A 13,872-nucleotide genomic window follows, 5' to 3' on the forward strand; every position below is an offset into this window, starting at 1 on the left:
AGGAGGCCCTGCGATGGTTCCCGAAGACATCCTGCCCGAGGCCCTGCTCGAACGCCTGCGCGGCCGCGCAGCCGGGTATGACCAAAACAATCAGTTCTTCCACGAGGACCTGGAAGACCTGGCGGCTGCCGGATACCTCAAGCTGTTCGTCCCGGAGGCCGACGGCGGTTTGGGACTCGGCCTGGAAGCGGTAGCTGCGCTGCAGCAGCGACTGGCCACGGCTGCCCCCGCCACAGCACTGGCCGTCAACATGCACTTGGTGTGGACCGGCGTCGCGCAGGTCATGGCCGCCAGGGGAGACGATTCCCTGGACTTTGTCCTGAAAGAAGCCGGGCAGGGCGAAGTCTTTGCCTTCGGCATCTCGGAGGCCGGCAATGATTCCATGTTGTTCGATTCCGGCACGGTTGCCGAGCCGCTGGCCGACGGCAGCTACAGGTTTACGGGCCGCAAGATCTTCACGAGTCTTTCCCGTGGCTGGACGCGTTTGGGGACCTTTGGCAAGGATGCGGACGCCCGGGAAGGTGAGGGAGAACTTGTCTTTGGCTTCCTCCGCCGCGATGAGCCCGGCCATGAGACCTTGAGTGACTGGGATACTTTGGGAATGCGGGCCAGTGCTTCGAACACCACACTCCTGCATGGGGCCGTCATTCCCCCGGAACGTATCTTCCGCAAGCTGCCCGTAGGTCCGAACAAGGACCTGCTCATTTTTGCGATCTTCGCTTGCTTCGAAACGTTGCTCGCTGCCGTCTACACTGGCGTGGCCGAGCGCGCATTTACCTTGGGCGTGGAGAACGTCAAGCGCCGCGTGTCAGCGAAGTACGGTGGGCGCAGCTACGCCCAGGATCCGGATATCCGGTGGAAGGTGGCAGACGCTGCCTTGGCGATGGATGGGATTTATCCGCAGATTTCGGCAGTGGCCCGCGACGTCGACAACCGGGTTGACCACGGGGCGCAATGGTTTCCCAAGCTCGTGGGGATCAAATCCCGGGCTACGGAGAACGCACGCCACGTGGTGGATCTGGCCATCCGGGTGACGGGCGGATCCAGCTACTTCAAGGGTTCCGAGATGGAGCGCCTGTATCGGGATGTCCTGGCCGGCATCTTCCACCCATCCAACGATGAATCCGCACATAACACCGTGGCCAACGCGTGGTTGGGCCCCTTGGAAGGCTAGCCGACGTCGCCGCCGGGACTAGACGGTTCGCTGTACGGAATAGACCTTTCGGCGAAGCCAGAAGCGCCGCCCGCCTCCAAGGTAGAGGACGCTGCGCTCGAGTTCCCATTTGCCGTACTCGGAATGTTCGGCGAGCCGGCGCCGTGCTTCAGGCAGCGAATCGTCAGGTCCCACTGTCAGGACGAGGTACTCGTACTGACGTGCGTAGTCTCGTTGGCGCTCCACGGAGCTGCCCGGAAATTGTTCTCTCATCCCTCTCCATTTTCGTCCTTTTCCGGCTAACGTGAAGTCATGAGCATCGATCCGCGTGTCGCGCTTCAATCACTGACCGCCGCCCTTGAAGAGCATCTGGCCGCCGCATCCGCCCGGCGGGGCGAGGGCGACCCCAACGTCGAAGCCGCGTTCTTCGCCGTCGCGGACGCCTTCGAGGTTTACGAAGACGCACTCTACGAGGCCTACTCCGAGGTTACTCCGCTGCAGGTCTTTGATGACGACGACGAGGATGATGACGAGGCCCTCGATGAAGACCTCGAAATCGTGGAGGACTAGCACCTGATCAACCGGCCACCTTCGGGTGGCCGGTTTTTTGTGGCTTTCCTCCGCCAGGATCCCTGCGTAAATCGCCCGGATTTCTGCGGGTTTTGATCGTTTCGCTACGCCCGAAAACACGTAGTCCCGCCGATGCCAGCTAGGTACTTGCACGTAGGGTGCATGGGTAATCCTGCGCAAACTTGAGTACCGACTACTGGTGCGCCTCCTGACCGCCGCGGCTTCACTGATAGGTAGGCAACGGCAGGTCTGCAAAGAAGGCTGACATGGTGAAAATTCCAGTCTTGCGTTTAGGCAAGGCAGCGGCACCCAAAAGTGCGGCCCATGCCTCCGTGGGGCCAGCCTTCTCGGTCGATACAGCCGTTTCCGACGTCAATCCGCCGGTGTCTCCCTGGATTGGCAAGTCCGCTGCTGCACAGCGGACTGAAAAGGCGGGACTGGCGGCGCTGAGGTCGGATGTCACCCTGGACCTCATGCCGCCAGTCACCCACCGCCGCGCGCGGGGTGTCACCCAGCACAAGGACCGCTCAACCTGGACACACTTCCTGACCACCAGTCTCCGCTTGGCGGACTCCGCAGTGGTTGCCGCAGCCGTTGTTGCAGGCCTGTTGATGAATGTCGGTGGAGTGCACCCGTCCACCGACAGCCCCGAGCATACGGCGCGCCTGATGCTGGGATTGATCCTGGGCATCGTCTGGGTGGCCGCTCTGGAGGTCTACAGGACCCACGATCCCAAAGTACTTGGTGTTGGTCCCGAAGAATACAAGCGCGTGCTCTCCGCCAGTTTCCGCGTTTTCGGCTTCCTTGGCCTCGTGGCGGTGGTTTTCCATCTCGAAGCCGTCAGCTCATTCGTCCTGGTGTCATTGCCGCTGGGCCTGGTGGCGCTCACAGGCAGCAGATGGGGATTCCGGCGGTGGCTGACCTACGAAAAGTCGCGAGGCCGCTGCTTGTCCCGCGCGATCGTGGTGGGCGAACCGCAAGACGTCAGATACGTCATCAAACAGATTAACCGGAAGTCCGGCGCCGCCTACGACATCCTGGGAGCCTGCCTGCCCGGCGCGCGGCGTGGAACCGTCCTTGCGGTGGACCACCTGCGTGTCCCTGTCCTGTCGTCGATCTACGGCGTTGCACAAACCGTCCGTCAGACCGGCGCCAACGCGGTGATCGTTGCCGGCCCGGTTCCGGGCGGCAACCAGTTCATCCAGGAGCTCGGGTGGCGGCTGGAGGAGAACGCCGCTGAATTGGTCTTGGCGGCAACACTGACCAATGTGGCCGGTCCCCGCATCCACTGGCGGCCCGTTGAGGGTCTGCCGTTAATGCACGTGGACATTCCCCACTACTCCGGCGGCAAACACACCCTCAAACGACTGATGGACATCACCGTCTCCGCTGTGGCTTTGCTGGTCCTGGCACCGCTCCTGCTGCTTCTCGCCGCGATTGTCCGCACCGACAGCCCCGGACCTGTCCTGTTCAAACAAGAGCGGATCGGCAAGCAAGGAACCACGTTCCGGATGCTGAAGTTCCGTTCCATGGTGGTTGACGCCGAAGCACACCTGGACGCCCTCGGCGGCCAGGATGAGGGGGCAGGCGTCCTGTTCAAGATTCGGGGCGATCCACGGATCACCCGATGCGGGCGGTGGATGCGGAAGTACTCGTTGGACGAACTGCCGCAATTCTGGAACGTCCTGGTGGGAAACATGAGCCTTGTGGGTCCCAGGCCGCCGTTGTCCCGCGAGGTCAGCGGGTACGAACGCCACACGCACCGCCGGCTTTTGATCAAACCGGGGATCACCGGTTTGTGGCAGATCAACGGACGCTCCGACCTTCCCTGGGAAGAGGCTGTCCGGCTGGACCTGTATTACGTGGAGAACTGGTCGATAGCGGGGGACTTGATGATCATGTGGCGGACGTTCCGGGCCATGACCCGGCCTTCCGGGGCCTACTAGCGAAAGCCACGCATTAGCCAACAACAACCGCGCTATCAACACAGAAGTCGAGTGGGAAATGAGTATACGAACTGTTCCATCAGGACAACTGAACGGCCACGCAGTGCGGCCGAGGCTTCGCATTGCGGTGGTAGGAGCGGGCTATTGGGGTCCCAACCTTGCCAGGAACCTGAAGGCCAGCCCCGACTGGGACCTGGTGGCCATCTGCGACCTCGACGTCGAACGCGGCCTGAAGCTCGCCGAAACGGTAGGTGGCGTGGCCGTCGTCGAGTCCCTGGACGAACTGCTGGACACCTATAACTTGGATGCCGTCGCCGTAGCGACCCCGGCGCATACCCATCACGGAGTAGTGATGACGGCATTGCGCGCCGGAAAGCATGTACTGGTGGAGAAACCCTTGGCAGACAGCCGTGCCAAGGGTTTGGAAATGGTCGAGGAAGCCAAGGCCAGGGGACTGGTGCTGATGGCGGACCATACGTACTGCTTCACCCCAGCGGTCCTGAAGATTCAGGAACTGGTGGCCAGCGGAGCCTTGGGGGACATCCTGTACGTCGATTCCGTCCGCATCAATCTTGGACTCGTCCAACCCGATGTCAACGTCTTCTGGGACTTGGCCCCCCACGACCTCTCCATCCTGGACTTTGTCCTGCCAGGCGGATTGCACCCCACCGAAATCGCTGCGCACGGCGCAGACCCGCTCGGCACGGGTCGGGACTGTGTGGGGCACCTGACCTTCGGCCTCCCCAATGACGCCATGGTTCACATTCACGTGAACTGGCTCAGTCCCACGAAGATCCGGCAAATGATCATCGGTGGATCAAAGCGGACCCTCGTGTGGGACGACCTCAACCCCCAGCAGCGGATCAGCGTCTACGACCGCGGGGTCAGCCTGGAGCACCAGCCACGATCGGCCGCCGACAAACGGACCTCGGCCATATCCTACCGCCTCGGCGATACGTGGTCACCCGCGTTGCAGGAACGTGAGCCCCTGGGCCAGGTGGTGGCCGAACTCGCAGGTTCCATCCGGAACCACACCATGCCCCGCACCAGCGGCGAATCAGGACTTCGCGTTTTGTCTGTCCTGGAGGCCGTCACCCAAAGCCTCAGTTCGGACGGGCAGTCCACCCTGGTGGCTGGCAACGAGGTCAATCTCCAGGTTGCGCGGTGAAAGAGCTGCTGGGCGCCAACGTCCTGGTCACCGGCGGCGCGGGAACCATAGGGTCCACGGTAGTCGACCAACTGCTCGACGCCGGTGCTGCCCACGTTGACGTCCTGGACAACCTCGTACGGGGACGCCGGGCGAACCTGGATGCCGCCCTTGCCAGCGAACGCGTTCAGCTGGTGGCGGGCGACGTGCGGGATCGAGACCTGGTCCACGACCTCACCCGGGGCAAGGACCTGGTGTTCCACCAGGCGGCCATCCGCATCACCCAATGCGCGGAGGAACCACGGCTGGCACTCGAAGTGCTGGTGGACGGCACGTTCAACGTGGTGGAGGCAGCAGCGCAGGAGAAAGTGGACAAACTCATCGCAGCATCCAGTGCCTCCGTCTATGGCATGGCGGAGGAGTTTCCCACCGGGGAAAGCCACCACCACCACAACAACGACACCTTCTACGGCGCAGCAAAGTCATTCAACGAAGGGATGGCCAGGAGCTTCCGGGCCATGTCCGGGCTGGATTACGTGGCCCTTCGGTACTTCAACGTTTACGGGCCCCGGATGGATGTGCACGGGCTTTACACCGAGGTATTGGTCCGATGGATGGAGCGGATCGTCGATGGCGTTCCTCCGCTGATTTTCGGCAATGGACAGCAAACCATGGACTTCATCCACACAGCCGACGTCGCAAGGGCCAACATCCTGGCCGCAGTCAGCGGCGTGCGGGAGGGCGCCTACAACGTGGCCAGCGGCACCGAGACAAGCCTGGCCGAGCTGGCCCGCACCCTGCTCAGGGTCATGGAATCACCCCTGCATTTGGAACATGGCCCCGAGAGGGCAGTGAACGGTGTCGCCCGTCGCTTGGCGGACGTCTCAGCGGCACGGAAAGACCTCGGCTTCGAGGCTGCCATCGGATTGGAAGATGGGCTGCGCTCGTTGGTGTCCTGGTGGCGGCCACTTCGCGAAGAGATCGCCTCCGCCCGCACAACGGCCCGGCCCGAAGCGCCGGCAGTTGGTGCTCGATGACAACGTCGGAGACCCGTGTAGCACGCATCGACGTCATGAAGCCATGGCTCGGCGTAGAGGAAGCGCAAGCAGTGGCCGAGGTGATCGCCTCCGGGTGGGTCGCCCAGGGACCCAAGGTTCGCCAGTTCGAGGAAGCCTTTGCCATGGAACAACAGGCGGGTTACGCCGTGGCGACCTCCAGCTGCACGTCCGCGCTGCACTTGGCGCTCGCCGCTGCAGGCATAGGACCCGGGGATGACGTTGTGGTGCCGTCGTTCTCCTTCATTGCCACTGCGAACGCGGCAACATATGTGGGAGCGCGTCCGGTGTTTGCCGACGTGGACATTGTGACCGGCTGCGTGACAGCAGAAACCATCCGTGCCGCTTTGACTCCGGCGACCACTGCGGTGATCGCCGTCGACCAGGGTGGGGTGCCCGTGGATCTTGGCCCAGTCCGGGCGCTGTGCGATCCCCTCGGTATCACGGTGGTGGAAGACGCGGCGTGTGCCATTGGTTCCCGCTATCATGGCCTGCCCGTTGGAGCGGGCGCGGAAGTGGCTGCGTGGTCCTTCCACCCGCGCAAAATCCTCACCACCGGCGAGGGCGGCATGCTCTCCACCTCACGCCAAGACTTTGCGGACAGATCAAGGCGCCTCCGGGAACATTCCATGAGCGTCTCAGCTACTGACCGCCACGCCAGCATCCTCGCACCCGCCGAAGAGTATCTCGAAGTCGGTTTCAACTACCGCATGACCGACCTTCAGGCCGCCGTCGGAATCGTCCAGTTGGGTCGGCTCCGCGAGGCTGTCCGTCGGCGGCGGGAACTCGCGGCCACCTATGCGAACGCCTTCGCCGGTATCGAAGGCCTCCGGCTGGTCAGCGACCCGGACTACGGCATCAGCAATTTCCAGTCCTGCTGGCTGGAGGTCGGTCCCGGGTTCCCGATGGGAAGGGACGCCTTGATGACCCGCTTGGCAGAAGACGGGATCTCCGCCCGCCGCGGGATCATGGCTGCCCATCGGCAACCGGCCTACGCCGGACGGGACACTGGCGCCGCCTCTTTGGACGCCACCGAATGGCTGACGGACCACACCCTCATCCTGCCTCTCTACCACCAGCTCGCCTTGGGCGACCAGGTCCGTGTCATCGATTCAGTGCTTCGCGCGGCAGGACTGGGACGATGAGCGAACTCCTCCTGATCGCCGCCAGCGGCCTCGCCCGCGAGGTGCTTGCCATGGTCCGGAGCAGCGGTCCGTTCGATGTCATCGGCATCCTCGACGACGACGAGGACAAACTCGGGCGCGTGGTGGACGGCGCACACGTGCTGGGTCCCGTCCGGGACGCCCTGAAATTCCCCCACGCGCTCCTGCTCGTGTGCATTGGATCCGGAACCGGCCGGGAGAGCGTCGTGATGCGGCTGCGCTCTCTGGGGCTTGCCGAAGACCGGTATGCGACAGCGATCGATCCGTCCGTCAATGTTCCCGAAGGATGCGAGATCGGCAGGGGAAGCATCCTCCTGGCGCATGTCAGCATGACCGCTTCGGTCACTATCGGCTCCCACGTGGTGGCGATGCCTGGCGTCACGTTCACCCACGACGACGTGATCGGTGACTTTGCAACGTTCGCCTCCGGGGTGTCCCTGGGCGGAAACGTACACATCGGCCGTGCGGCCTACATCGGGATGAATGCCAGCGTCCGCGAGCGCCGATCCATCGGCGCGAAGGCAACCATTGGGATGGGTGCTGCGGTCCTTAATGATGTCCCCGAGGACGAGACCTGGGCAGGTGTCCCGGCCCGGGTCATCCGGCGGGGCAATTCTCCTGCACTGGAGGGAGTCCAGTGAAACTGATGCGCCCAGTGCCCACAGCGGACCGGCCCAGCGTGACCGTGGTGATTCCTTGCTACAACTATGGCCGGTACCTGCCTGACGCCGTGGAGAGCGCGTTGTCCCAGGACGGCGTGGAGGTGGAGGTCATAGTGGTCGATGACGCCTCCACTGACGGCAGTGCGGCCGTGGCATGGCGTTTGGCGTCGATGGACCGGCGCATTACTGTGGTCCACCACGAACGGAACCAAGGGCACATCGCGACCTACAACGATGGGCTTTCCCGGGCCGGGGGCCGCTACGTCACGCTGCTTTCGGCGGACGACCTCATAGCACCAGGGGCCTTGTCCCGGGCAGCTGCTTTGATGGAAGCCCATCCCCGGGTGGGTATGGTCTACGGCTTGCCGAAGGACTTCACTGACCAGCCCCCGCCTGTTCCCTTGCATGAGCGCACCACCTGGACGGTGTGGGGCGGATTGAACTGGATCGGTTTGGCGTGCGCCCGCGGACGGAATTTCATCCTCTCCCCGGAAGTGGTGATGAGGACAGCGGCTGTACTCGACATCGGCGCGTACAGTGCAGCACTTCCCCACTCCGGGGACTTGGAGTATTGGTTGCGTGCCGCCGCTCGCTGGGACGTGGGACGGATCAACGGACCGGTCCAGGCGTTTTATCGTGTCCACGGGGCCAACATGCACCAAACCGAGTTCGCAGCTGCCGCTGTGGACCTACGGCACAGGCTTGACGCCTTCCGCGTCCTTGAGGATCCCCGGTTCCCTTGTTCCCCGGAAAAACGGGCCAAGCAACTGCAGCGGGCCAAGCGCGCCTTGAGCAAGGAAGCTGTGCAGCTCGGGTTCAAGGAGATCACAGGGGGCGGTTCCGCGGAGGCCGCTACGGAACTGCGGAAGTTCATTGAGTGCCTGCATGACGTTCCGGGCAACATCCACCGGGCAAACGCGTTGCAAGCCCGGATCACGCAGGTCTCCCGCGGCAAGAAGCCTGGTACCGGTCGGGCTGCTGCCCACTTTCTACACAGCCAACTGGATCGTGTCCGCTGGCGCGTGTGGGCGATGACGGGGATTTCATGACAACCGTCCGCGGGGAAGGCCGCACGCTGGGCAACCGGGCCGCGAGCGCCACGCTCTGGGGCGGGGCGAACATGGCCCTCGGCAGGATCGTCCAGTTCGCCACCACCATCATCGTGGCCCGCATGATTGCGCCGGAACACTTCGGGGCGCTGGCGGTGGCCATCGTGGTGCAAACCATCGCCACCAACATGGCTGAGCTTGGTGCGACCGCCGCGTTGGCTCGGGGCAATGGTGATCCGGACAGGATCGCACCCACCGTCTTCTCCATTGCCTTGGTCACGAGTGGAATCATGACCGGGGCCGCCATCGCCTTGGCGCCGGCCCTGGCGGCGGCCTTTGACGATCCCGCCGCGACTCCCGTGATTCAGGTCCTGTCGATCACCATCCTCCTGCAGGGCATCAGCGCAGTACCGTCCACCATGGTGTGGCGGGAGTTCCTGCAAAAGCCGCGGGTCGTCGTCGACGTCTGCAGCCTCCTGACCGTGCTGGTTCTGGTGGTTCCGATGGCCTTGGACGGCTGGGGCGCCATGGCGCTGGCTTGGTCCAGGGTTGGCGGGCAGGTGGTTGCCATGGCCGGGTACTGGATCATCACACCCGCACGGTATGCCCCTGGGTTTGACCGCTCCGTGGCTGTGGAGATCCTGCGCTTGGGCATGCCGCTGGCCATGGCGAACCTGGTCGTTTTCGTGACCTTGAACATTGACTACCTGCTGATCGGAAGGATGCTGGACCCTGCGGCGTTGGGGTTGTACCTGCTGGCCTTCAATCTGGCAGGGCTGCCAAGTTCGGTGATCACGGCGGTTATCCGCGCTACTGCCGTTCCCACGTTCGGCAGGCTCTTCCAGGACGGGACCCTGGGCGCTCTCGCCGGCAGGTTCGTGGCCGGAGTGTCCTACTGTGCCTTTCCCATCTCGGCATTGGTGATCGCATTGGCGTATCCGCTGATCGTCACCGCCTATGGTGATGCCTGGGCCGGGGCGGGGATCGCCCTGGCCACCCTGGGAGTCTTCGGTGCCACCCGGATCCTCGTGGAGCTGTTCGCGGACCTGAGCGTGGGCGCCGGCCGGACCGTGTGGCTCTTCTGGGTCCAGGTGGCGTGGCTCGTCACTCTTGCTCCGGCTTTGTACTTCGGCATCCAATGGTGGGGGATAGCCGGCGCAGGGGTGGCGCATGCAGCCGTCGCCTGCCTGGTGGTTATTCCCCTGTATGTCAAAGCCCTGACAACTGTCCTGCGCGTCTCCGCGTGGCAACTGCTCAGCGGAAGTCTGCCATCCCTGCTCGCGGCGGCCCTGGCGGGAGTCGGCGCTTGGCTGGCCACCCACAGCATGGGCAATCCCTTCCTGGCACTCGCCGTCGGCGCACTGCTGGGAACAGCCATCTACACAGCATTGACGTTCCACCGCGGCAAACGCCTCGTGGCTGAAATCCGCACGCTGCTCAGCGAGAACCGGGCCGCCCCCCAGGAACCGGCAACGACGCCTTCCCATATCACCGGAAGCGCAGGCCAGCCATGACACCATCGACGTTGGCAACAGCCAAGCTCATCGCACGACGCCTGCGCACCGATGGCTGGCGCCCAGTGGCGCGAACCGCAGCGGCCAAACTGGCTGCCACGGCCGTCGACACCTGGAACCTGGCAGAACCACACCTTCCGCTCCGTGATACGGACATCATGGATTCCCGGACACGTGTTCCTTCATCACCGGCGCCCTATAAAGCCGGCAACCTCAGGGTTGGCTGGGTCTGTACCCCGCCAGCCGCCGGTTCAGGTGGCCACACCACTTTTTTCCGAATGGTGGAGGAGATGGAGGAAAGGGGCCACCAGTGCACCTTGTTCCTCTATGACCCCAATGATGACGACGCAAGCCGTCACGAAGAGACTATCCGCCGCCACTGGCCGGCGCTGCGTGCCGGGGTTCGCAGCGCCACATATGGGATGGAAGGGGTGGACGCCATTGTCGCGAGTTCCTGGCCGACTGCACACGTTGTTGCGGGGCAGGCGCCGGACGGCGTCCACCTCTTCTATTTCATCCAGGACTACGAGCCCTACTTCTACCCACGCGGGTTTCTTTATGCCCTGGCCGAAGAGAGCTACCGCCTTGGACTGACCAATGTTGCGCTCGGGGCCATGATCGGCCAGGTCATGCAGTCCGAACTCGGCTTACCCCCACAGGCCGTGGTTCCTTTCGGCTGCGCCACAGACACCTACCGGCTGCTCGAGCACGCACCAGGGACCAACCGTTCAGGCGTGGTGTACTACGCCAAGAAGAAAGTGGACAGGCGCGGCTACCTCTTGGCCAAGCTGGCCCTGGAACATTTCCACGCCCTCCACCCAGAACAGGAAATCCACATCTATGGGGATACCGTCACTGGGTGGGACATCCCGGTAACGAACCACGGCAACCTCAGCCCCCAGGATTTGAACGCCCTGTACAACCGGACGATCGCCGGCTTGGCCATCTCCTTCACCAACATTTCGCTGGTTCCCGGAGAGCTGCTGGCAGCCGGAAACGTTCCCGTCCTCAACAAGGCCGCCTTCGCATCCGGGCTGCTCACGGACCCTGACGCTGTATGGGCCCCCGCGACACCTCAGGGCCTTGCCATGGCGCTCGCAGACGTGGTCACTGCTCCCGGCATCGACGAACGCGCAGCAGCCGTCGCGGGCAGGACAAGGCTGGGCTGGGCCGACTCCCGCCAATCGTTTGCGCGTTTCCTCGAGACATCATGCGCGGGCGCGCCCCTTGAAAGTCCCAGTGGTTCCCCATGGGGTGGGCGACCATGAGGGCCACGAGGAGGTCGCTCATCTTTCCGCCGGCCCGCGAGGTCCAGCTCCACGACCTGGTGGGAAGCACAAGCGATGCCGGACACGTGAGCCTGCTGCTGAAGTTCGCAGCCTTCGCCGTGTTCTTCTTCCCCTCCAACATGATCATCAAACCCATAGGCGCAGTCGGCACCATACCGATCATGCTGGCGCTCCTGCTCCTGGCGTTCTGGTTGTGTTCGGCACTCTTTGGACTCCACAACCCCTTCAGGACCAGCCATCCCGGACGTTTGGGGCTCGGGCTCCTGTGGGTGGGAACATGCGCTTCCTATGTGGCTCTTTTCTCAGGCTTCACCGGCAACACCAACGTTTCCGCGCAGGCCGCCGCAGACCGGTGGCTGATCCTCATCCTGGCCAGCGCGGGGATAGCCCTGGTGGCCACCGAAGCTGTCCGTACCCTGAACGACGCCATGTCATTGGTAAGGGCCATCCTGGCCGGAGCATTCTTCTGCTGCCTCGTCGCCCTGGTCCAGTTCCTGTTCCGCGTCAATCCCATGGTGTGGATCCAGGAGGCGATGCCCGGCTTCACGGATAATGGCGGAAACACAGCCTTCCAGGTGCGCGGCTTCATGACACGGGTTGCGGGGAGCACCTTTCACTCCATCGAACTGGCAGTGGTTTGTTCCATGCTGCTGCCCCTGTCCATCTGGCGGGGAATCTATGACCGCACCGGCCACAAGTGGCTGCACTGGGCAGGGACCGGGCTCCTGGTGGTCGCCATCGCCTCCACGGTTTCCCGATCAGGAGTCCTCGGACTGGTGGTGGGCATGCTGGTGTTCATCCCCTTCCTGCCCCGCGTAGCACGGCGGTGGGCCTTGGTTGCAGCCCCCACAGCCATGGCCGCATTGTTCGTGGCCATCCCCGGCCTGGTGGGAACACTGACCTCCTCCTTCACGGCTGGACAAAGCGACCCCTCCCTGACAACGCGGACCAACAACTACCCCCGGGTGGCCGAGATGTTCGGTGAGCTTCCATTCCTTGGGCTCGGGCCTGGCAACTATCTTCCGGACAACGCCCTCCACATCCTGGACAACCAGTACCTCAACTCGCTGGTAACCCTCGGGCTCGTGGGTTTCATCGGTATGGTGGCCTACCTGGTCCTTCCCTTCATTTCGTCAGTCCTGGCCGCCAGGGCATCACGTTTACCGGCACTGCGTTCCCTTGCCGGGGCCGTAGCAGCAGGGGGTGCCGTGGCTGCCGCTTGCTCCCTGACGTTCGACTCGATGGCCTTCCCCGTGTTCGCCCTGGTCTACCCGTTCATTGTTGGCCTCGGAGGAGGCACATGGACCATGGTCCGCCGTGAAATCGAACTCCGGGAATCCGCAGTTCCACACCAAGAAACCGGCGGCGGGCCGCCCCGGAACGGACTTCCCGTCAAACCTTCCACCCTGAACGAAGAGGCGATCACATGGACCCGGTAGCAGTTTTCAAAACGTTGTGGCATCACAAATTCATCGTGCTGCCTGTCCTGCTGGTGACCGCGCTCGCAGCCCTCTACGTCTACTCTTTCGCTCCACGGTCCTACGAAGCCAAGGCCACCTACGCCATTGTGAATCCGAAGATCCCTTCGGCCGCGGAACTTGAGAAGAACCCGTCCCTTAACTCACTGAACACCGATAATCCCTACCTCCGCTCAGCGGACTCCTCCCTGATCGCCCAAGTAGTGGGCACACGGTTGAACGACGACACCACCGGCGACGCCCTCCTTCGAGAGGGGCTCAGCACGGACTTCACAGTCCAACGCCCGCCCGCGTCCTTCCTGATCGAGATTTCAGCGGCCTCGGAAAGCAAAGAGAAAGCCGTAGCCACCGTCAAAGCGCTCGGAGCCCGGCTGGAGAACGATCTCCTGGCCATCCAGTCCATCAATGGCGCTGATGAACGGTACCTGTACACCTCGCTGATGGTCGCCGCTCCGGACAACGCCACCGAACAGTTCTCCAGCCGCCTCAGGTCCCTGATCGTCGTACTCGTCGCTGGCGTGGTCCTGACCTTCGGGGCAGTGTCCATCGCCCGCGGATTGGAAGCATCCAGGGCGCGGGCCCGAACAGCGGCATCGGCAGGGGAGCAGAAGAAACCCCGCCGTCGGCAGCACAGGCCAGACCAGAACGGTAAGGGCACGGGGACTGGTCCAACCATGGACGAACTCACCATCCAGGACGTCCTGGAGCCAGCTGAAGCAGACCCGTTCCTCGCAGCCAACGGACCATTGAGTCAATCCCTCCGCTCACGCGCCAACGGCAAGTCGCCCATCAAGGAAACCTCTGCCTGAAAGGCCTCCCGTGAAACCGAGGACAGCGGGCATCTTA

The 13,872-nt window shown here is 63.4% G+C and carries 13 protein-coding genes; 12 read left to right on the top strand and 1 reads right to left on the bottom strand.

Annotated elements, in window-relative coordinates; translation table 11 throughout:
• Positions 1-13 precede the first annotated feature (13 nt).
• Positions 14-1,174, top strand: a complete 1,161-nt coding sequence (locus FQP90_RS03145) for an acyl-CoA dehydrogenase family protein (RefSeq protein WP_144648277.1) — start codon at positions 14-16, stop codon at positions 1,172-1,174.
• 18 nt (positions 1,175-1,192) lie between these two features.
• On the opposite strand, the gene FQP90_RS03150 is transcribed toward FQP90_RS03145, so the two are convergent.
• Positions 1,193-1,426: a DUF5703 family protein gene (locus FQP90_RS03150; RefSeq protein WP_017200923.1), complete on the bottom strand. Its 234-nt coding sequence runs from the start codon at positions 1,424-1,426 to the stop codon at positions 1,193-1,195.
• 39 nt (positions 1,427-1,465) lie between these two features.
• On the opposite strand from FQP90_RS03150, the gene FQP90_RS03155 reads away from it, so the two are divergent.
• The 11 genes from FQP90_RS03155 to FQP90_RS03205 all read left to right on the top strand — a co-directional run bounded on the left by FQP90_RS03155 (position 1,466) and on the right by FQP90_RS03205 (position 13,835).
• Positions 1,466-1,723 carry a hypothetical protein gene (locus FQP90_RS03155; protein WP_144648278.1) on the top strand — a complete coding sequence of 86 codons (258 nt, stop codon included), beginning with the start codon at positions 1,466-1,468 and terminating at the stop codon, positions 1,721-1,723.
• A 266-nt stretch (positions 1,724-1,989) separates the two neighbouring features.
• On the top strand, positions 1,990-3,669 hold the full coding sequence (locus FQP90_RS03160) for a sugar transferase (protein WP_144648279.1): 1,680 nt from the start codon (positions 1,990-1,992) through the stop codon (positions 3,667-3,669).
• 58 nt (positions 3,670-3,727) lie between these two features.
• A complete protein-coding gene (locus FQP90_RS03165; RefSeq protein ID WP_144648280.1) occupies positions 3,728-4,837 on the top strand; it encodes a Gfo/Idh/MocA family protein in 1,110 nt (369 codons plus the stop codon).
• Positions 4,834-5,853, top strand: coding sequence for an NAD-dependent epimerase/dehydratase family protein (locus FQP90_RS03170; protein ID WP_144648281.1), 1,020 nt, complete (start codon positions 4,834-4,836; stop codon positions 5,851-5,853). The genes FQP90_RS03165 and FQP90_RS03170 overlap by 4 nt, the downstream gene beginning before the upstream one ends.
• Positions 5,850-7,016: a DegT/DnrJ/EryC1/StrS family aminotransferase gene (locus tag FQP90_RS03175; protein ID WP_144648282.1), complete on the top strand. Its 1,167-nt coding sequence runs from the start codon at positions 5,850-5,852 to the stop codon at positions 7,014-7,016. The genes FQP90_RS03170 and FQP90_RS03175 overlap by 4 nt, the downstream gene beginning before the upstream one ends.
• Positions 7,013-7,675, top strand: coding sequence for an acetyltransferase (locus FQP90_RS03180; RefSeq protein WP_144648283.1), 663 nt, complete (start codon positions 7,013-7,015; stop codon positions 7,673-7,675). Before FQP90_RS03175 ends, FQP90_RS03180 begins: the two co-directional genes overlap by 4 nt.
• Before the next feature lie 5 nt (positions 7,676-7,680).
• On the top strand, positions 7,681-8,745 hold the full coding sequence (locus FQP90_RS03185; protein WP_244296475.1) for a glycosyltransferase family 2 protein: 1,065 nt from the start codon (positions 7,681-7,683) through the stop codon (positions 8,743-8,745).
• Entirely contained in the window at positions 8,742-10,259 is a 1,518-nt protein-coding gene (locus FQP90_RS03190) for an oligosaccharide flippase family protein (protein WP_144648285.1), read from the top strand. The genes FQP90_RS03185 and FQP90_RS03190 overlap by 4 nt, the downstream gene beginning before the upstream one ends.
• Positions 10,256-11,527 (top strand): glycosyltransferase family 4 protein, encoded by a 1,272-nt coding sequence (locus FQP90_RS03195; protein WP_144648286.1) that lies wholly within the window; start codon positions 10,256-10,258, stop codon positions 11,525-11,527. Before FQP90_RS03190 ends, FQP90_RS03195 begins: the two co-directional genes overlap by 4 nt.
• Positions 11,524-12,987, top strand: a complete 1,464-nt coding sequence (locus tag FQP90_RS03200; protein WP_144648287.1) for an O-antigen ligase family protein — start codon at positions 11,524-11,526, stop codon at positions 12,985-12,987. The genes FQP90_RS03195 and FQP90_RS03200 overlap by 4 nt, the downstream gene beginning before the upstream one ends.
• Positions 12,975-13,835 carry a Wzz/FepE/Etk N-terminal domain-containing protein gene (locus FQP90_RS03205; RefSeq protein ID WP_144648288.1) on the top strand — a complete coding sequence of 287 codons (861 nt, stop codon included), beginning with the start codon at positions 12,975-12,977 and terminating at the stop codon, positions 13,833-13,835. The genes FQP90_RS03200 and FQP90_RS03205 overlap by 13 nt, the downstream gene beginning before the upstream one ends.
• Positions 13,836-13,872 lie beyond the last annotated feature (37 nt).

The organism is Paenarthrobacter nitroguajacolicus (genome assembly GCF_007786235.1).
Lineage (GTDB): Bacteria > Actinomycetota > Actinomycetes > Actinomycetales > Micrococcaceae > Arthrobacter > Arthrobacter nitroguajacolicus_A.

Excerpts from the sequence above, each read along its gene's own strand:
- FQP90_RS03145 (WP_144648277.1), top strand. The coding sequence starts at position 14 with ATGGTTCCCGAAGACATCCTGCCCGAGGCCCTGCTCGAACGCCTGCGC.
- FQP90_RS03150 (WP_017200923.1), bottom strand. The coding sequence starts at position 1,426 with ATGAGAGAACAATTTCCGGGCAGCTCCGTGGAGCGCCAACGAGACTAC.
- FQP90_RS03155 (WP_144648278.1), top strand. The coding sequence starts at position 1,466 with ATGAGCATCGATCCGCGTGTCGCGCTTCAATCACTGACCGCCGCCCTT.
- FQP90_RS03160 (WP_144648279.1), top strand. The coding sequence starts at position 1,990 with ATGGTGAAAATTCCAGTCTTGCGTTTAGGCAAGGCAGCGGCACCCAAA.
- FQP90_RS03165 (WP_144648280.1), top strand. The coding sequence starts at position 3,728 with ATGAGTATACGAACTGTTCCATCAGGACAACTGAACGGCCACGCAGTG.
- FQP90_RS03175 (WP_144648282.1), top strand. The coding sequence starts at position 5,850 with ATGACAACGTCGGAGACCCGTGTAGCACGCATCGACGTCATGAAGCCA.
- FQP90_RS03180 (WP_144648283.1), top strand. The coding sequence starts at position 7,013 with ATGAGCGAACTCCTCCTGATCGCCGCCAGCGGCCTCGCCCGCGAGGTG.
- FQP90_RS03185 (WP_244296475.1), top strand. The coding sequence starts at position 7,681 with ATGCGCCCAGTGCCCACAGCGGACCGGCCCAGCGTGACCGTGGTGATT.
- FQP90_RS03190 (WP_144648285.1), top strand. The coding sequence starts at position 8,742 with ATGACAACCGTCCGCGGGGAAGGCCGCACGCTGGGCAACCGGGCCGCG.
- FQP90_RS03195 (WP_144648286.1), top strand. The coding sequence starts at position 10,256 with ATGACACCATCGACGTTGGCAACAGCCAAGCTCATCGCACGACGCCTG.
- FQP90_RS03200 (WP_144648287.1), top strand. The coding sequence starts at position 11,524 with ATGAGGGCCACGAGGAGGTCGCTCATCTTTCCGCCGGCCCGCGAGGTC.
- FQP90_RS03205 (WP_144648288.1), top strand. The coding sequence starts at position 12,975 with ATGGACCCGGTAGCAGTTTTCAAAACGTTGTGGCATCACAAATTCATC.